Source organism: Mesorhizobium sp. P171375, from assembly GCF_057786075.1.
Window position 1 is genome coordinate 61,295 of record NZ_JBYNWF010000001.1, and the last position, 16,274, is coordinate 77,568.

20 protein-coding genes and 1 tRNA gene are annotated in these 16,274 nt (G+C 61.5%); 13 read left to right on the top strand and 8 right to left on the bottom strand.

The window, feature by feature from the left end; translation table 11 throughout:
* Positions 1 to 313: 313 nt before the first annotated feature.
* Positions 314 to 871, bottom strand: a complete 558-nt coding sequence (locus ACYHH6_RS00280) for a recombinase family protein (RefSeq protein WP_352585461.1) — start codon at positions 869 to 871, stop codon at positions 314 to 316.
* A 515-nt stretch (positions 872 to 1,386) separates the two neighbouring features.
* Positions 1,387 to 2,178 carry a hypothetical protein gene (locus ACYHH6_RS00285; protein ID WP_352585459.1) on the bottom strand — a complete coding sequence of 264 codons (792 nt, stop codon included), beginning with the start codon at positions 2,176 to 2,178 and terminating at the stop codon, positions 1,387 to 1,389.
* Between the two features lie 216 nt (positions 2,179 to 2,394).
* On the opposite strand from ACYHH6_RS00285, the gene ACYHH6_RS00290 reads away from it, so the two are divergent.
* From ACYHH6_RS00290 to ACYHH6_RS00300, 3 genes are read left to right on the top strand one after another with little or no spacing between them, the layout of a single operon-like run.
* Positions 2,395 to 2,757: a hypothetical protein gene (locus ACYHH6_RS00290; RefSeq protein WP_352585457.1), complete on the top strand. Its 363-nt coding sequence runs from the start codon at positions 2,395 to 2,397 to the stop codon at positions 2,755 to 2,757.
* Positions 2,757 to 3,341 carry a DUF6680 family protein gene (locus ACYHH6_RS00295; RefSeq protein WP_352585456.1) on the top strand — a complete coding sequence of 195 codons (585 nt, stop codon included), beginning with the start codon at positions 2,757 to 2,759 and terminating at the stop codon, positions 3,339 to 3,341. The genes ACYHH6_RS00290 and ACYHH6_RS00295 overlap by 1 nt, the downstream gene beginning before the upstream one ends.
* Positions 3,338 to 3,874: a hypothetical protein gene (locus ACYHH6_RS00300; RefSeq protein WP_352585455.1), complete on the top strand. Its 537-nt coding sequence runs from the start codon at positions 3,338 to 3,340 to the stop codon at positions 3,872 to 3,874. The genes ACYHH6_RS00295 and ACYHH6_RS00300 overlap by 4 nt, the downstream gene beginning before the upstream one ends.
* 73 nt (positions 3,875 to 3,947) lie before the next feature.
* On the opposite strand, the gene ACYHH6_RS00305 is transcribed toward ACYHH6_RS00300, so the two are convergent.
* Entirely contained in the window at positions 3,948 to 5,324 is a 1,377-nt protein-coding gene (locus tag ACYHH6_RS00305) for a tyrosine-type recombinase/integrase (protein ID WP_352585454.1), read from the bottom strand.
* Positions 5,325 to 5,428: 104 nt separating this feature from the next.
* Positions 5,429 to 5,513: transfer RNA gene (locus tag ACYHH6_RS00310), tRNA-Leu, on the bottom strand.
* Between the two features lie 275 nt (positions 5,514 to 5,788).
* On the opposite strand from ACYHH6_RS00310, the gene ACYHH6_RS00315 reads away from it, so the two are divergent.
* Both ACYHH6_RS00315 and ACYHH6_RS00320 read left to right on the top strand, forming a co-directional pair.
* Positions 5,789 to 6,373 (top strand): YqaA family protein, encoded by a 585-nt coding sequence (locus ACYHH6_RS00315; RefSeq protein ID WP_352585452.1) that lies wholly within the window; start codon positions 5,789 to 5,791, stop codon positions 6,371 to 6,373.
* A gap of 65 nt (positions 6,374 to 6,438) precedes the next feature.
* Positions 6,439 to 6,957, top strand: coding sequence for a disulfide bond formation protein B (locus tag ACYHH6_RS00320; protein ID WP_352585450.1), 519 nt, complete (start codon positions 6,439 to 6,441; stop codon positions 6,955 to 6,957).
* A 152-nt stretch (positions 6,958 to 7,109) separates the two neighbouring features.
* Here the strand turns inward: ACYHH6_RS00320 and ACYHH6_RS00325 are convergent, their stop codons facing one another.
* Positions 7,110 to 7,667, bottom strand: coding sequence for an HNH endonuclease (locus ACYHH6_RS00325; protein WP_008874122.1), 558 nt, complete (start codon positions 7,665 to 7,667; stop codon positions 7,110 to 7,112).
* A gap of 128 nt (positions 7,668 to 7,795) precedes the next feature.
* Positions 7,796 to 8,437 (bottom strand): DNA-3-methyladenine glycosylase family protein, encoded by a 642-nt coding sequence (locus ACYHH6_RS00330; RefSeq protein WP_352557616.1) that lies wholly within the window; start codon positions 8,435 to 8,437, stop codon positions 7,796 to 7,798.
* 75 nt (positions 8,438 to 8,512) lie between these two features.
* Here ACYHH6_RS00330 and gluQRS point away from each other — a divergent pair, with 75 nt between their 5' ends.
* Positions 8,513 to 9,388 carry a tRNA glutamyl-Q(34) synthetase GluQRS gene (gene gluQRS / locus ACYHH6_RS00335; protein WP_352585448.1) on the top strand — a complete coding sequence of 292 codons (876 nt, stop codon included), beginning with the start codon at positions 8,513 to 8,515 and terminating at the stop codon, positions 9,386 to 9,388.
* On the opposite strand, the gene ACYHH6_RS00340 is transcribed toward gluQRS, so the two are convergent.
* The gene (locus tag ACYHH6_RS00340; protein WP_112562263.1) at positions 9,389 to 9,676 is read right to left on the bottom strand and encodes a hypothetical protein; all 288 of its coding nucleotides are present in this window, start codon (positions 9,674 to 9,676) and stop codon (positions 9,389 to 9,391) included.
* 221 nt (positions 9,677 to 9,897) lie between these two features.
* On the opposite strand from ACYHH6_RS00340, the gene ACYHH6_RS00345 reads away from it, so the two are divergent.
* Positions 9,898 to 10,794, top strand: coding sequence for a DMT family transporter (locus tag ACYHH6_RS00345; RefSeq protein WP_352585446.1), 897 nt, complete (start codon positions 9,898 to 9,900; stop codon positions 10,792 to 10,794).
* Between the two features lie 113 nt (positions 10,795 to 10,907).
* Here ACYHH6_RS00345 and ACYHH6_RS00350 read toward each other — a convergent pair whose 3' ends face one another.
* Positions 10,908 to 11,756, bottom strand: a complete 849-nt coding sequence (locus tag ACYHH6_RS00350; RefSeq protein ID WP_192258267.1) for a YihY/virulence factor BrkB family protein — start codon at positions 11,754 to 11,756, stop codon at positions 10,908 to 10,910.
* 60 nt (positions 11,757 to 11,816) lie between these two features.
* Between ACYHH6_RS00350 and ACYHH6_RS00355 the strand changes: the two genes are divergently transcribed.
* The 6 genes from ACYHH6_RS00355 (at position 11,817) to ACYHH6_RS00380 (ending at position 16,250) form a co-directional block, all read left to right on the top strand.
* Positions 11,817 to 12,683: an SDR family oxidoreductase gene (locus ACYHH6_RS00355; protein ID WP_352585443.1), complete on the top strand. Its 867-nt coding sequence runs from the start codon at positions 11,817 to 11,819 to the stop codon at positions 12,681 to 12,683.
* 23 nt (positions 12,684 to 12,706) lie between these two features.
* Complete coding sequence (locus ACYHH6_RS00360; RefSeq protein WP_112562259.1) at positions 12,707 to 12,898, top strand: twin transmembrane helix small protein; 192 nt, start codon at positions 12,707 to 12,709, stop codon at positions 12,896 to 12,898.
* A 19-nt stretch (positions 12,899 to 12,917) separates the two neighbouring features.
* Positions 12,918 to 13,499 carry a cob(I)yrinic acid a,c-diamide adenosyltransferase gene (locus tag ACYHH6_RS00365; protein WP_352585441.1) on the top strand — a complete coding sequence of 194 codons (582 nt, stop codon included), beginning with the start codon at positions 12,918 to 12,920 and terminating at the stop codon, positions 13,497 to 13,499.
* 31 nt (positions 13,500 to 13,530) lie between these two features.
* Positions 13,531 to 14,331 (top strand): rhomboid family intramembrane serine protease, encoded by an 801-nt coding sequence (locus ACYHH6_RS00370; protein ID WP_352585439.1) that lies wholly within the window; start codon positions 13,531 to 13,533, stop codon positions 14,329 to 14,331.
* A gap of 216 nt (positions 14,332 to 14,547) precedes the next feature.
* On the top strand, positions 14,548 to 15,297 hold the full coding sequence (locus ACYHH6_RS00375; RefSeq protein ID WP_352585438.1) for an electron transfer flavoprotein subunit beta/FixA family protein: 750 nt from the start codon (positions 14,548 to 14,550) through the stop codon (positions 15,295 to 15,297).
* Positions 15,298 to 15,320: 23 nt separating this feature from the next.
* Positions 15,321 to 16,250, top strand: coding sequence for an electron transfer flavoprotein subunit alpha/FixB family protein (locus ACYHH6_RS00380; protein WP_352585436.1), 930 nt, complete (start codon positions 15,321 to 15,323; stop codon positions 16,248 to 16,250).
* Positions 16,251 to 16,274 lie beyond the last annotated feature (24 nt).

The following is a 16,274-nucleotide window of genomic DNA, read 5'->3' on the forward strand; positions in this document are numbered from 1 at the left end:
CTTGATGTTGACAGCGACCGTGCTACGGCGCTCAATCGAAGCAAGCAATAGCGGAATATTGGTGGGTGGATTGCACCCGATCCCGGCAACGGGACAAACATCTACCATGACTTCACGGGTCAATACCCTGCCCTATCCGGTATTTGTCCCGGACGCGGGCCATAACCGCCAACGATTAGTCTTTCGCTGGCCCAATGCGGCCATGAAGGTTTACCCCTCCGAACAGCGCCTTTAGTGCCATTCCTATGCCGAGAGCGCCGTAGAGTGCCATGAACGTCATTGCGAGTGTGTATGCCACGGTTGGGTCCTTCCCTTAGTTCGCGAGTATCTTTTGGACGGTCGCTGTGGAGTATCCCACGGCAGCGGCAATGGCCCTCAAGGATGCCCCTTCGGCCCGCATGTCGCGCACTCTCTGCTCAATGTCTTGGGTTACTGTCCTGGGCCGCCCAAGGTGGTCACCACGAGCCCTCGCTTTGGCAATGCCTTCCATTTGACGCTCCCGGCGCAATGCCGTCTCAAACTCGGCAATGCTGGCGAGGATGCCAAACATGAGCTTGCCATGCGGCTTGGTCGTGTCCAGTGACGGGTCGTTCAGCACTCGGAAGCCGACCCCTCTCTTATCAAGGTCCTCCACGATCTGGTGAAGGTGCGCCGCTGATCTGGCCAGCCGGTCTACCTTGGTCACAGTCAGCGTATCGCCTTTGCGAACATGCCGTAGCGCCTCCGCCAGCTTGGGCCTCTTATCGTCGAGCCCCGAAAGGCGGTCTTGGAAGAGGTGGTCTTCGGTCACCCCTGCCGCCTTCAACTGGTCGATCTGAACTGCCGTGTTCTGGTCTGTCGTGCTGACCCGTGCATATCCAACGATTGCCATGGCGTGAACTATCTCCTAAGAGCCAATGTTCACACCACTTACCTCACACTAAGTTCACATGTCAACGGGCATGTGAGAAAAAGATTACCTTTGTTCACACAGGGCAGTGCCGCGCTCGCGGGCTTCCCGGCGGGCCTTGGTTTCGTGGCGTACCCCCACCCCCTTTCCTTCCACAGAGAAAAGCGCCTGCCCCTATGCCCGCCCGCAAATCAGCCAGTACCGGGGGGTCTTCCGTTCCAAACACGTCGAAGGTGGACCCCTCGGATTTTTCCGCCAAATCGAGATCGCTTTCGGGGGCACACTTTGCTAAAACAAGGAGGCCTCTTGTACCGTGGTGGTAGAGGCGCTTGGGCTTGCCCGGTGTCCTACACCAGCCGACCCTTCGAAGCCGCTCCAGCCACTCCCGCTGCACGAACGGTGGCCTATTGGTGGCCGAGGGTGAGCCTCGGATGTGAGCCTGCACGAGATCCCACGCGGGAGGGAGGTCTCGATCACACACGGTCGCTGAATTGTCGCTATGCCGCGCCGCCCCCCTCTACGGTGATAGCCCCCAACGCTGCCCTGGCGTCTTCATATACTTTGAAACGTTCTTCCAACCACTCCTTTTTACGTGGCAACTCTGCTCGGTACGGATCAAGCGAAGGGGCTTTCATGGCCCTCTGGAGGAAGTCGATCCACTCGCCCTCTGCCAATGAAAGTGCCGTCCCCGCTTTCATAAAGGATGACGCCTTCTTCGCCAGCTCGATGTCGGAGAACGTGCCCGCGTCTAATTGAGCAATCATGTCCTCCGAAGATTTGTACATTTCGGATAGCGTGACATCGAGTTCATCTTTGCGGGCCTTGGCGTGGTCGAGGAGCATTTTGAGACTAGCGCGGTCTTTCTCCGTTCCTGGGGAAATATCGCCTACGACATCGAGCAATTGCTGGCATACGCCCGCTAGCCGGTCAAAATTGGCATCACTGCGTTCAAGGGCCTGCTCGGCCTCGATCACCTCTTTCTCGAAGCCGGGACTTGGCCGCCCATTGCTGAAGTCAAGTGCGCGGTGCATCGTCTTAATGAGTTTCTCTGCATCTGTGAGGTCATCAATAAGCGCACTTGTGAAGTAGCCGTGCTTTCCTTGAGCAAGTTTGAACGACGCGGCCTCCGATGAACCCTCCTCGATGCCAGACACTGCGAATACCTTAGTCGTCCTTTCGAACAGCTCTAGGCCAGCTTGGATCGCCGACAGACGACGGTTCAATCCGTCCTGAAGTTCGTCTACTGCCTTCTGTGCCTTGGATCGAAACAGGAAAGAAAAAAGCGACATGGTACGGCTATCTCCTTTCCGCGATTTTATACCAGAAGGGACCTCTTACGGTATTGAAATAGCAGTTCCGCCCTTGGGTTTACAGGCCCGCCCGTTCCACTGGACGACTTCCTCCCCGTACGCACCTAAAACTTTCTTGGGTAAATCGACCGCACCCTATTGAAAGTTTGCTAAGAGTGTTCCTACTTCGTTCCTGCGTAGACTTGAGGGTTAAAAATGGACAGCTCGAAACACACCCCCGTTGACGGGTTCTATACTGCCTACTTTTCGGGGGTGGCCGGAACGTCATTTGGCATGTTCGTATTTAAGGAAGGCGTGGTTGTGGGCGCTGATGTAGGCGGCGGACGCTACGATGGCGAATTCGCCTTGACGGCGGACGGAACTCACGTCGAGGCCAAAATCCGCTTCACACTCCCGGTAGGCAATCAATCTATAACGGGCATGTCGGCTGAAGCCGAACCCATAAGCATCGAGGTCCCGCTTCGGCTTCCCATTGAGTTCAACAGAAACGACGTTCACCGCATCGAGACCCCGCTTGGACCCATCAACGCAAAATTTGACAAGATGAGGGGCGCATAGTGGACGCGGTTATCTTCCTCGGATTGCGGTGGATCGACATTGCGACAATTTCAGCAATCGTCCTGGGGCCAATTCTGGCGGTAGCAGTCGACCGCTTTCAGCAGCGGTGGACCGACCGAAAACAGCGTCGACTGAAGATTTTTCGCGATCTAATGGGGACACGCAAGGCTAGGCTTGATCCCATTCACGTCGGCGCACTCAACCTAATTGACCTAGAGTTCTATGGGGTGGAAAGGGTTATGGCGCCCTTTCGGGTGTACATGGATAACCTCTACCTGCCCATGCCGATGCCGGAAGCTCAAGACAGGTTTTTCGATCAACGGAACGATCTTTTTGTCGTCCTCCTCCACGCGATCGGCCGGGAGCTTGGCTACAAATTCGACAAACACGACCTCGAAAAATGGGCATACGGGCCCAGTGGCTGGAACAACGACCAGAACATGCAACGTCAGAACATGACACTCGTGAATGAGCTGCTATCGGGTGTAAGGGCTCTACCCGTGACCGCAATGCAGCCAACGTCACAGAACCCGTTCCCACCCCCTCCGACCGTTGCGAAGCCGGAACCGGGACCGGCCAAATGACAGAGGAAGAGGACGGATTGCCAGAGACCTACTTCGAAGGCCTCTTAGAGCACCGAAAGGCCATGGTGGAGCTTCGGTCGGACCAACTGACGACCTTGGACAAGTCTCTGTTAGGCATATCAAGTGGGGCTCTCGCCATATCAATCACATTCATGGACAAAATTGGTGGCGGCGCAGGCGTCAGCACCTTCTTGCTTATGTCCTGGCTTTGTTTCGGTTCGGCTATCTCGGCAAACATCGTTTCCTACTTCACGGGCGGTGAAGATGCGCAGCGAGAGATCAAGAAGATCGACAATTGCATCATCACTGCCACCGTTTACGAAAGTGGTGGAAATCCGTTCAGAGGACTAACACAGGCCCTCAATATCATTGCACTTGTGCTATTTCTGCTCGGAGTTTGTTTTTTGACGCTTCACGCCTATACAAGCATGAGAGCTGCTGCCAATGCCCCCCCAACCGCCGTCCCGCCCACCAACACCCAGCCACGAACGCAGGGGAACCCCCAGTCCAACCCCGCCCCCAGCGGTCCCTAGCCGGGTCGGAGGCGTGGGCGCCGGCAAACCGTCATCTCCCCCGCCGCCGCCAACTCGGCCGACAAAGAAGTAGCTAGGCGGTTGCAGCCTTGGTCATGGCGTCCATCGCCACCTTAAGCCGCGCCTCGTCGCTCCCGTAGGTTTCCCCCACACCCCCGCTTGCATGCCCGAGGATCATGTCTTGGGTGACCTTCGCAACTCCGGCCACTCGCAGGCGGTCCTTCATATTGTGCCGAAGGGAGTGGACCGTGGCCTTGCGGTCTTTCACGATGGCCCGAACGTGTTTCATGAGGGCCGCTGACGCGCTCGTGGGGCCACTCTCTCCGCCGTAGCGAGGGAACAACAAAGCACCCTCGCCTGCCGCCTCCAGAGCGGCCTTCGCCGCCTTAAGTGCTTCCCCTACCAAGGGCACCTTCCGGCGCGATGATTGGGTCTTGAGACGCCGCGCCTCGTGCCATTGGACGTTGATGTGAGGAAGTTCTCCCTCCACGACGACGTCGACGGTGCGCGCACCCGTGACCTCTGCGAGCCGGCACCCCGTGCCCTCCAAGATGCGCCAGAGGTGCTTGAGGTCGTCGGCGCGTGACAGCGTGTCGATCCGCGAACGAATGGCGATAAGCTCCGCGTCCTTGAGCGAACGCCTTTTGTCCTTGGCTGTCTCGCCCTCATTCGAACCTCCTACCTCCAGCCCTGTGAAAGGGTTCGCGATGCGGCCCAGGTCCATTTCCTTAAGGGCGTGATTAATGACTGCCCTGATGTCGTTCAGATATCGTTCGACCGTAGACGGGCTGTTTTTAACGCGAAGCATGTGATCGAGCACGGCGCGGGCGTCTGCCCGTCGCAGCTCTGTCAGGACGGGGTTCCTTCCGAGAGCTTCTATCACATAACCCACTACCCGCTCTGCCCGCTGCTCGTCCTTCTTTCTCGCCAGTTCGCTTGAACTGGAGCGTTTGGCACGGTCCCCTAGATAAAGTCGCTTGGCGTCCTCCAGCGTGGGAAGGGGGGCCGGGCCAAGACCCGAATGCAGGGCGGCTATAAGCGCGGTCTCGGCAGGGGCAACGTCGAGAGGATGGCCTGTTTCCGGGTCAACCGGGCGGCCGGCAGTCAATCTTTCTGCCACCGAGGAACGGGCGAACCACTCGGCCTCACTTATGCTGGGCGGGTCCGGGTCGAAGCCAAAAGCCTTGATTGCATCACGAGTTTTGGCGAAGTGGTCGAGCGGGGTCTCGATGCGCGCAGTGATTTGGCCTCGACCCTCGGCGAGCCGGCGCTTCGCGTCCGTCAACGTCTGCTCGGCAATACCGTGCACTCGACCATACCGCTTAATCGCCTCTTGCTCGCTTTCCCCTAAAGGCGCGATCAGTTCACCCTTGCCGAGTATCTCCCGAAGCGGGGCGGGCACCTTGCGCCTATAGCGCCACGTCTGGCCGCGTTTCTGGACGTGCTTCAAGACCAGTCTCATTCGATTTGTACCCCCTGGTGTACCTAAAAGTGTACCTCGGGGAAAGCGAAGGCCTTGCAATCCTTGGGTTTCAAGGTGTGTCGGGTGGGAAGTGGTGCCCCTAGCCGGAATCGAACCAGCACTCCTTGCGGAACTCGATTTTGAGTCGAGCGCGTCTACCAATTCCGCCATAGGGGCTCAGGCCTGAGGGCCTGGATGGGCGCGGACTATACGGTTGGAGGCCTGTTCGTCAACTGGCCAAATGCGTCGCCCTGCCCTGCTTGCGGCAAAAGCCCGCCTTTCGGTTTCGTGTAGCTCCTGCCATTGTGCGGCGCAGAAAATCTTTCTAGACAGGCCGCGAGTGAAAGCGCGCCCGGCCTGAGAGATCGACGTGGCGCGCTTCGATCATTGTTTGTGCATGCCGTTGTCCCGAAGCCGCTGCGCAGTTTGGGCGACCTGCATCAGGAGAGCCGATGCTTCGCGGACTTTACGACTGGACCTTGTCGCTGGCGGCACGCAAATCCGCCGAATGGTGGCTGGCCTTCATCGCCTTCGTCGAAAGCTCGGTGTTTTTCATACCTGCCGACGTCTTGTACCTGCCCATGGCGTTGGCGCGGCCCGAACGCGCCTATCGCTACGCGCTGACCGCCACAGTTGCGTCCGTGCTGGGCGGCATTGCCGGCTGGCTGATCGGTTACTACGCCTACGACACGATAGCGCGGCCGATGCTGGAGCACTTCGGCGGCCTCGACATGTTCGAGAGGTGGCAGTCGTCCGGCACCGGGCTGATGCTGGTGCTGCTCGTCACATCCGGCGCCGCCCACTTGCCGCCGATGAAGGTGGTCACCATTCTGGCCGGGGCGCTTCACGTCAATCTCGTCGTCTTCATCGTCTCGGCCATCCTGGCGCGCGGCGCTCGCTTCTTGCTTCTCGCCTGGCTGCTGCGCCGCTATGGCGAGGAGATCAAGGAATTCATCGAGAAGCGTTTGGGATTGATCGTCGGCGCCGGCGCCGCCGCCCTGATTTCGCTCTATATCGTGGTCAAATACGCCTTCTGACCGCCCACGGCGGGCGGTGTTTCAGGACTATGCCGGCGGACGGCGAATTCAACGGACGAAGACCCATGACAGCGACCATGAATGCCGACACCGGACGCCAGCGGACGCGCACGGCTTTGTTTCTCGCCGTCGCCATGGCCGCCACGGTCGGCACCGCGCTCGCCTTCCAGCACATAGGCGGCTACATCCCCTGCCACCTCTGCCTGGAGCAGCGCACGCCCTATTACATCGGCGCGCCACTGATGCTTTTGGCGATGATCGCCTCGATGCTCAGCGCGCCGGCCTGGCTGACGCGCGGCCTGCTCGCCATTGGCGGCCTGCTGATGCTCTACGGCCTCTATCTCGGCGTCTATCACTCGGGCGTCGAATGGGCCTGGTGGCAGGGACCGGCTGACTGCACGGCCGGCGCCGGCCCGGTCGATACCGGCGGCAAGGGCGTTCTCGACGCGCTCGACAAATTCGTGCCGCCGTCCTGCGACAAGGCGGCACTTCGCATCCTCGGCCTGTCGCTGGCCGGCTGGAACGCCATCGCCAGCTTCATCCTCGCCGCCGTCGCCTTCCACGGCGCGCTGGCCCGCGATTAATTCAGCGCGACGCAGAGTTCGTCCAGAAATTCGGCAGGCTGAGTCGAATGGCGCGGCTTTCGAGAACCGGAGCGGAGCGTACTTAAGTACGTGAGCACCGGAAGCGCAGAAAGCTGCGTCAGGCGGCCAGCATGGCGGATTTGTGCCGAACTCTATGGTTCCAGTTCGACATCCCAGTACAGATAATCCATCCAGCTTTCATGCAGATGGTTGGGCGGGAACAGCCGGCCATTGTTGTGCAGATCGTGCACGGTCGGCTGATAGGGCTTTTGCAGCGGCCACATCTTGGCGTGCGCCGGCATCATGCCGCCCTTCCTCAGATTGCAAGGCGAACAGGCGGCCACGACATTCTCCCATGTCGTTGCCCCGCCGCGATGGCGCGGGATGACGTGGTCGAAGGTCAAATCCTCGGGCGTGCCGCAATACTGGCACTGGAAGCGGTCGCGCAGGAAGACGTTGAAGCGGGTGAACGCCGGGTGCCTGGACGGCTTCACATAGGCCTTCAGACTGACGACGCTGGGCAGCTTCATCGAGAAGGTCGGCGAAGACACCGCATGCTCGTATTCGGCGACGATGTTGACTCGGTCGAGGAACACCGCCTTGATGGCGTCCTGCCAGGACCAGAGCGACAAGGGGTAATAGCTGAGCGGACGGTAATCCGCATTCAGCACCAGCGCGGGAAGCCCATCCGGAGATACGGCAACCGTCACCTTGTTGACCTCCTCGTTCTAGAACCGATCGGCGCGGATACTGTAAGCCCGACATGACAGGGATGTGAAGCGGATTGTCGCTCCTCAAAAGCGGCAAAAATGCATGATTTTCATGCTTTTTTGCGGTTTCAGGCCGGTGGCGCGGCGTCCCTGCCCCTGGTTTCGCGATAATAGGACCAGAAAAGCCGCGATGCGACACCTCGCCACGGGCTCCATGATTCGGCCAGCGCGATGAGTGTTTTCTCCGGCGGACGTGGATCTATGCCGAGCGCATGGCCGACCGCGCTCTGCAGCGCGACGTCGCGCGCGGGGAAAATATCGGGGTGGCCGGCGGCGAACAGAAGATAGACTTCCGCCGTCCACGGGCCGATGCCCGGCACCGCTGTCATCGCCGCGATCGCCTCCTCGGCATCGAGCGAACAGAGGTGGTGCAGGTCGAGCCCGTCGGCCACGGCCTGGGCAACCGCGATCAGACCGCGCTGCTTCGGCCGCGACAGCCCGGCCTCGCGAAACATGTCCTCGCCGGAAGCGAGGATCGCCTGCGGCGTCAGCGGATCGACCAGTTTCACCAGCCGGCCGAAAATGGCATCGGCGCTCGCGCGAGAGACCTGCTGCGAGACGATGATCGAGGCAAGGCTACGAAACCCCGGCTCCGACAGCCGCAACGGCACCTCGCCGGCCATGCCTCGCACCTTTTCCAGCCGCGGATCGATAGTGCAAAGCGCATCCAGCCCCCGCGCAATGTCGTCCAGTGTCGCGATGCGTTGCATGGTATCCTTGTCCGCCGATGAGCAGCAAAGTAGCAATTGGCAAAACCCCTGCACAACCGGATTGCCGCCTCTGAGATGACGCTCCTGACATTCCGCTTCGCGCCGAGCCCGAATGGCGAACTGCATCTCGGCCATGCCTATTCGGCGCTGCTCAACCAGCAACTGGCGCGCGCTGCCGGCGGCCGCCTGCTGCTGCGCATCGAGGACATCGACACGACGCGCTGCACGCCGGAATTCGAGGCCGGCATTTTTCGCGACCTCGCATGGCTGGGTCTCGAATGGCAACGACCGGTGCGCCGCCAGGCCGGACATTTCGCCGACTATCAGGCCGTACTCGACCGGCTGATCCGCGAAGAGCTCGTCTACCCCGCCTTCATGAGCCGTGGCGAGATCAGGGCTTTTATCGCCGACAGCGAAAAGCGCGGCCGCGACTGGCCGCGCGACCCCGACGGCGTGCCGCTCTATCCCGCCGCCGACAAGGCGCTGCCGATCCGCGAACGCAACCGCCGGATCGCCGACAATGCGCCCTTCGCCTGGCGCCTCGACGTCGAAGCGGCACGGGCACGCCTCGGCACGGATTTGTCCTGGCGCGAATTCACCGACGAGACGCTGTCGGCGACAAGAGCTGTCGAAGCCCGGCCGCAGGATTGGGGCGACGTCATCCTGGCGCGCCGCGACATCCCGACCAGCTATCACCTGGCCGTCGTCGTCGACGACGCCCTGCAAGGCGTCAGCCATGTCGTGCGCGGCCGCGACCTCTATGCCGCGACCGGCATCCAGCGCCTGCTGCAGGAACTGCTCGGCCTCGGCCAGCCGGACTATTTCCACCACCGTCTCGTGCTTGGACCGGATGGGCGCAAATTGTCGAAGAGTTTTGGCGATACCGGCCTTGCCGCACTCAGGCAGGCAGGCGCTTCACCGGACGATGTCCGGCGGCTGGTCGGCCTCTAGCTAAAGGCGGGCCAGCCCCGCCTTGAGCAGCGCCAACGCGGCGATAAACGCGAAGGCGCCGCCCAGTCCCCAGGCAACCGCGAGCTTCAGATCTCTAAGGACGATGCCATGCTCGTTTGCGACCATGATCGCAACGAAAAAGCCAAGCGTGAACAGCAGCGTGTTGCCGGTCGACCCAAAACCGTCCTCCTGCATGATGGCGTCAAGCGCTGAGCCGAAGAAGAAGCCGAACACGGCCACGCTCGCAACCGTCATCAACAGCCAGCTTGTGTCGAGATGCAACAGCATGCGCGCTCCCTGTCGAAGCCGAAACGCCGTGTCGCCGGATCGATCGACAGAAGCCGATTGCCGTGACGCCGCCCTTTGAATTCGGCCGCCCCTTACATTCCCATGAGCTTATGTATCAATTGTTTCGCTTTGCTTGCCGGATTGAAGCGCATTAGAGCAATTGCCGTAGTTGACTCTTCACCCAATCGGCCCCCACCGGACACGAACGGCTTCCCCCAAAAATGCACAGTCTCAAGCGGTTCATCCCCGCCTCCTTCGTCGTCCTGTGGGCGACCGGCTTCATCGGTGCGCGTTATGCCATGCCATGGGCGGAACCCTTCACTTTCCTGGCGGCCCGCTTTGTCATTGCCGCCTTGCTGCTCGCCGGCCTGATGCTCGTGTTTGGCTCGAAGCGCGCCACAAGGGCCGAAGCGCTTCACGCCACCGTCGCCGGCATCCTCATGCATGGCGTCTATCTCGGCGCGGTGTTCTGGGCGATCCACCGAGGCATGCCGGCCGGACTTTCGGCGCTGATCGTCGGGCTGCAGCCGCTGATCACGGCGGTGCTTGCCGGCAAGTTCCTCGGCGAGGCCATCCTGCCGCGCCACTGGGCCGGCCTCGCCGTTGGCCTCATAGGTGTCGTCATCGTGCTGTGGCCGAAGCTCGGCGCGCTCGGTGGCGGCGTCACGTCGGAAACGCTGGTCGCTTCGCTCGTCTCGGTGCTGGGCATGAGCGCCGGCACCATCTGGCAGAAGCGCTATGCGTCGGGCGGCGACCTGGTGGCGGCGACGATGTGGCAATATGTCGGCGGCGGCGCGCTGATGATCCTGGCTTCGCTGGCCTTCGAGACCCACACGGTCGTCATCAATGGCGAGCTGATCTTTGCCATGGCCTGGCTGGTGCTGGTGCTGTCGATCGGCGCCATCTTCCTGTTGATGGTGATGATCCGCGACGGCGAGATGTCGAAGGTCGCGTCGCTGTTCTACCTGGTTCCGGCCGTCACGGCTGTCATCGCCTGGGCGCTGTTCGGCGAACAGCTCAGCCTCGTGCAGATTGTCGGCATGGCGATCGCGACATTAGGCGTTGGGCTGGCCACCGCCCGGCCGGCCAACGGAAAAACTGGGGAATTGAGGAATTGAGGAATTGAGGAATTGAGGAATTGAGGAATTGAGGAATTGAGGAATTGGAGAAAAAAGCACCCGACGCCAGATATGGCCCTTTTTTCCTCAAGTCCTCACTTCCTCAATTCCTGTCATCCGACCCGCGCCCTCGCTTCAAGATAGCGGCTGATCGCGGCGTTGAGTTCGCCGCCGAGGATGAAGATCGCCGATAACATGTACAGGAAAACCACCGCGATCATGATCGAGGCGAGCCCGGCATAGGTCGTGACATAGGACGAGAAGTGATCGAGATAGGTGGCAAAGACGGTTGAGCCGACAAGCCATGCGGCAAGCGTGAACAGGATGCCCGGTACGATCGAGACGAGGCGGCGCTTGCCCGCTGGCAGCCAGAAATGCACGGCAAACAGCCCGCCGACAATGACGGTCGAGGCGATGATGAAACGCCACAGCGTGATCGTGCCCATATAGGGCTTGATCCATTCGATATGCGCTTCTGCGAGCCGCGCGAGCAGCGGCGCGAACACCAGAAGCACGCTGATCGCCAGGAAGCCGGCCGTGGCGATCAGCACGAAGATGATGCTCTGCACCCGGCGGTAGATGATGCCGCGTGTTTCGGCGACGCGGTAGGCGCGGTTGAGCGAGGTGCGCAGTGCCTCGATGCCGTTGGAGGCGAAATAGGCGGCAAGGAGCACGCCATAGGTCAAAAGATCGGTGCGCCGCACGGTCAGCACGTTGAGCACCTCGCGCGCGATCGGCTTGGCAATCTGCTCGGGCCAGGTATCGAAGACCAGATGCACGGCCGTATCGGCGAACGCCTGCGCGCCCAGGAAACTCGCCAGCGTGGTGGCAAAGATCAGGAACGGAAACAGCGCCATCAGCGATGTGATCGCCAGATGGCTGGCCATCGCCCAGCCGTCGTCGGTGTTGAAATGGCCAAGCGCGTCATAGAGCACGCGGCGCAGCACGACGATATTCCGCATCAAGAGCCGCGTTCCCTTCGATTGTCTCGACGCCGCGAATATGGGAAGGGATTGTGGCAAATGGCAACCCTTGCTCAAACCACGATCCCACCGGCGAAAGAATTGCGCACCATCATTGTCACCGGTGCCTCTTCCGGAATTGGCGCCTATTGCGCCCGGGCGCTGAAGTCGGATGGCTGGCGGGTGTTCGCGACGGCGCGCAAGCTTGAAGACATCGCCGCGCTCGAGGCCGTGGGTATCGAGGCCTTTTATCTCGACTACCGTGAGCCCGACTCCATCGCCGCCCTTGCGGCATCGGTGCTGGAGCGGACAGGCGGACGCCTCGACGCCCTGTTCAACAATGGCGCCCATGCACAGCCGGGCGCCGTAGAAGACCTGCCGGTTTCGGCATTGCGGGAGCAGTTCGAGGCCAATTTCTTCGGCTGGCACGACCTGACCCAACGCATCGTGCCGGTAATGCGCCGCCAGGGACACGGCCGCCTCGTTCATTGTTCCTCGATCCTCGGACTGACGCCGGTGCGCTTTCGCGGCGCCTATTCGGCCTCCAAGCACGCGCTTGAGGGCCTGATGCTGTGCATGCAGCAGGAATTGCAGGGCAGCGGCGTCCACGTCTCGCTGATCGAGCCCGGGCCGGTGACGTCGAAAATTGCCAGCAACGGGCTGTTCTGGTTTTTGAAAAACATCGACCACGAGAACTCCGTCCACCACGTCGCCTATGCCGCGCAACTGGCGCGGCTCACGGCCGGCGGCAGCTCATCGCGGCTGAAACCGGGGCCAGAGGTGGTCTACACGGCCGTGCGCCATGCACTTCTGTCGCGGCGCCCACGCCCACACTATGTGGTAACTGTGCCGGCCAGAATCGGCGTCATGCTCAAGCGCATCCTGCCGGCATCGATGCTCTACCGCGTGCTTGCCAGGCGCGCCTGAGCGAAACGAACTGGAGCCGTTAGATGGTCACCGTCTTCAAAATCCTCGCCGTTGTGGCCATGGCCGCGGTCTTGATCGTGCTGGTCCGCGGCCTCATCAACATGATGCGCGGCGGCGACGGCGTCACCTCCAACAAGCTGATGCAGGCCCGTGTGCTATTGCAGGCCGTGGCCTTGGCGCTGATCCTGCTGGTGGTGTATTTCACCCGCAAGTGACGGCCGTTCGGGAGGCGACGTGGTCAAGCTCAACAAGATCTACACCCGCACCGGCGACGACGGCACCACAGGCCTCGGCATCGGTGAACGCAGGCTGAAATCCGACCTGCGCGTCGATGCCTATGGGACCGTCGATGAAGCCAATGCCTGCATCGGCATCGCTCGCCTGCACACCGCAGCTGGCCATCCCGCGATCGACGCGATGCTGTCCCGCATCCAGAACGACCTGTTCGATCTCGGCGCCGATCTCGCCGTGCCTGACGACGGCAAGCCGCTGGACTATGAGCCGCTGCGCATCATCGCCTCGCAGACCGACCGCGTCGAAAAAGACATCGACCTCCTCAACAAAGAGCTTAAGCCGCTGAAATCCTTCGTGCTCAACGGCGGCACGCCGGCGGCCGCGGCCCTGCATCTTGCCCGAACCGTGGCGCGGCGGGCAGAGCGCATCATGGTGGCGCTGGCGCAGGACCCGGCCGAGCACGTCAACCGCGAGGGGCTGAAATACATCAACCGCGTCTCCGACTTTCTGTTCGTGGCCGCCCGTGCGGTCAATGACAACGGAAATGCCGACGTGTTATGGGTGCCCGGCAAGAACCGCTGAGTTTTCTCGAAAGCGGACGAGGATCCGGGGCATGTTTATCCCGCTTTACGACACCAACAGGCTGCGCCACATAAGGCTGCAATATGTCACGATCGGCCTGATCGCGGCCAACGCGCTGGTCTTTCTTATCACCACGATCGGCGGTGAAAATTTCAACAACGCAGCCGTGCTCGGCCTCGGCTTCATTCCTTCAGTTGTCCACGACACAGCCGAACTCTCGCCCCAGTTCATCGTCATTCCGGAGAGCCTGAGCTACATCACCTATGCCTTCCTGCACGCCGATATCTTCCATCTCGGCGGCAACATGCTGTTCCTGTGGGTGTTCGGCGACAATGTCGAGGATGCGCTCGGCCACATCCGCTACCTCATCTTCTACCTGCTGTGCGCCATCGCGGGAGCCTTTTTCCAGGGGCTCGTCGCCTGGGATTCGCAAGTGCCGCTGATCGGCGCCTCCGGCGCCATCGCCGGCGTCGTCGCCGCCTATCTGGTCCTATACCCCCGAGTGAAGGTGTGGGTGCTGGTCTTCGCCCGTATTCCACTGCGCATCCCGGCCTTCATCCCGCTGATCCTGTGGATCGGCTTCCAGGTGGTGATGTTTGCCGCCGGCGGCGAAAACCAGATTTCCTGGGCCTGCCATATCGGCGGCATCATTGCCGGCGGCGTACTGGTGCTCATCATGCGCAGCCGCGGCGTGCCGTTGCTTGCCGGTGACGACGGCGAGCCCGAACCCGCCGATCAGCCCGCCGTTTCCACCGGGCCAGCGCCGGCCGATCCCGCGTCCACGCAACCGGCGACGCGCTGGGGCCGCGGCAGCGCTTCCGCTCAGGACTGAACCGATTTGAGTGGTTTGGCCGCTGCCGTAGCATATTGACGTGTTGCGCTGCCACAACTACGGAGGACGCCACCGTTAGGCGGCAGAAGACAAGAATTCCGTCCGGCCAGAATTCCGTAGTGCCGGAATTCAGTCAGGAATGTCGGCTTTCGACAACTCTGCAGTGGCGCACGCTGCTATAGCGCGCCCGAATATCTCAGGAGAGGTGACAGGCAAATGAAGATCCTTGTGCCCGTGAAGCGGGTTGTGGATGCGAACGTCAAGGTTCGCGTGAAGGCTGATGGTTCGGCGGTGGAACTCGCCAACGTCAAGATGGCGATGAACCCGTTCGACGAGATCGCGGTGGAAGAGGCGATCCGGCTGAAGGAAGCTGGCAAGGCCGAAGAGATCATCGTCGTTTCGATCGGTCCGCAGCAGGCGCAGGAAACCCTGCGCACCGCGCTCGCCATGGGCGCCGACCGCGCCATCCTGGTCAAGACCGAAGAACAGACCGAGCCGCTGGGCGTCGCCAAGGTGCTGAAGGGCGTTGTTGAGGCAGAACAGCCCGGCCTCGTCATCCTCGGCAAGCAGGCGATCGACGACGATTCCAACCAGACCGGCCAGATGCTGGCCGCTTTGCTCGGCTGGGCACAGGGCACCTTCGCCTCCAAGGTGGTGCTCGACGGCGACAAGGCCAAGGTGACGCGCGAAGTCGATGGCGGCCTGCAGACGGTGGAGCTGAAGATGCCGGCGATCGTCACCGCCGATCTTCGCCTCAACCAGCCGCGTTACGCCTCGCTGCCCAACATCATGAAGGCCAAGAAGAAGCCGCTCGACGAAAAGACCCCGGCCGATTACGGCGCCGACGTCAAGCCGCGCCTCAAGGTGATCAAGACCGAGGAGCCGAGTGGCCGCAAGGCGGGCGTCAAGGTCAAGAGCGTCGCCGAACTGGTCGACAAGCTCAAGAACGAAGCCGGCGTTTTGTAAGCGATCGGGAAAGGAACAGAAAGATGACCATTCTCCTCATCGCAGAACACGACAATGCAAGCCTTTCCGACCAGACCGCCAAGGCGCTGTCGGCTGCCCTGCAGATCGGTTCGGACGTGCATGTGCTGGTTGCCGGCAAGGGCGCCAAGGGTGCTGCCGATGCCGCCGCCAAGCTAAAGGGCGTCAGCAAGGTGCTGCTGGCCGAGGCCGACGAACTGGCCGAGCGCCTCGCCGAACCGACGGCGGCACTTGTCGTCTCGCTGGCCGGCGCCTACGACACCATCATTGCCCCGGCGACCTCGTCGGGCAAGAACATCGCGCCGCGCGTGGCGGCCCTGCTCGATGTCGCGCAGGTGTCGGAAATCATCGAGGTGGTTTCGCCGGATACGTTCAAGCGTCCGATCTATGCCGGCAACGCCATCCAGACGGTGCAGTCGAGCGACGCCAAGAAGGTGATCACCGTGCGCACCGCTTCCTTCCAGGCGGCGCCCGAAGGTGGTTCGGCTGCGGTCGAGACCGTCAAGGCAGCGGCCAACCCAGGCCTGTCCTCTTTCGTCGAGAACAAGCTGTCGGAGACCGACCGTCCGGAGCTGACCTCGGCCAAGATCATCATCTCGGGCGGCCGCGCGCTCGGCTCGGCGGAGAAGTTCCAGGAAGTCATCCTGCCGGTCGCCGACAAGCTCGGTGCCGCCGTCGGCGCCTCGCGCGCTGCCGTCGATGCCGGCTATGCCCCGAACGACTGGCAGGTCGGCCAGACCGGCAAGGTCGTGGCTCCCGACCTCTACATTGCCGTCGGCATTTCCGGCGCCATCCAGCACCTTGCCGGCATGAAGGATTCGAAAGTCATCGTCGCCATCAACAAGGACGAAGAGGCGCCGATCTTCCAGGTTGCCGATTACGGCCTGGTCGGCGACCTGTTCGTCATCCTGCCGGAGCTGCAAAAGGCGCTTTGACGCTCTCTGCCAAAGCGTATTAAA

Coding starts and splice junctions, on each gene's coding strand:
- ACYHH6_RS00280 (WP_352585461.1), bottom strand. CDS start 871: ATGGCAATCGTTGGATATGCACGGGTCAGCACGACAGACCAGAACACG.
- ACYHH6_RS00290 (WP_352585457.1), top strand. CDS start 2,395: ATGGACAGCTCGAAACACACCCCCGTTGACGGGTTCTATACTGCCTAC.
- ACYHH6_RS00320 (WP_352585450.1), top strand. CDS start 6,439: ATGACAGCGACCATGAATGCCGACACCGGACGCCAGCGGACGCGCACG.
- ACYHH6_RS00380 (WP_352585436.1), top strand. CDS start 15,321: ATGACCATTCTCCTCATCGCAGAACACGACAATGCAAGCCTTTCCGAC.
- ACYHH6_RS00300 (WP_352585455.1), top strand. CDS start 3,338: ATGACAGAGGAAGAGGACGGATTGCCAGAGACCTACTTCGAAGGCCTC.
- ACYHH6_RS00285 (WP_352585459.1), bottom strand. CDS start 2,178: ATGTCGCTTTTTTCTTTCCTGTTTCGATCCAAGGCACAGAAGGCAGTA.
- ACYHH6_RS00360 (WP_112562259.1), top strand. CDS start 12,707: ATGGTCACCGTCTTCAAAATCCTCGCCGTTGTGGCCATGGCCGCGGTC.
- ACYHH6_RS00315 (WP_352585452.1), top strand. CDS start 5,789: ATGCTTCGCGGACTTTACGACTGGACCTTGTCGCTGGCGGCACGCAAA.
- ACYHH6_RS00330 (WP_352557616.1), bottom strand. CDS start 8,437: ATGCAACGCATCGCGACACTGGACGACATTGCGCGGGGGCTGGATGCG.
- ACYHH6_RS00345 (WP_352585446.1), top strand. CDS start 9,898: ATGCACAGTCTCAAGCGGTTCATCCCCGCCTCCTTCGTCGTCCTGTGG.
- ACYHH6_RS00350 (WP_192258267.1), bottom strand. CDS start 11,756: ATGCGGAATATCGTCGTGCTGCGCCGCGTGCTCTATGACGCGCTTGGC.
- ACYHH6_RS00370 (WP_352585439.1), top strand. CDS start 13,531: ATGTTTATCCCGCTTTACGACACCAACAGGCTGCGCCACATAAGGCTG.
- ACYHH6_RS00375 (WP_352585438.1), top strand. CDS start 14,548: ATGAAGATCCTTGTGCCCGTGAAGCGGGTTGTGGATGCGAACGTCAAG.
- gluQRS (WP_352585448.1), top strand. CDS start 8,513: ATGACGCTCCTGACATTCCGCTTCGCGCCGAGCCCGAATGGCGAACTG.
- ACYHH6_RS00355 (WP_352585443.1), top strand. CDS start 11,817: ATGGCAACCCTTGCTCAAACCACGATCCCACCGGCGAAAGAATTGCGC.
- ACYHH6_RS00340 (WP_112562263.1), bottom strand. CDS start 9,676: ATGCTGTTGCATCTCGACACAAGCTGGCTGTTGATGACGGTTGCGAGC.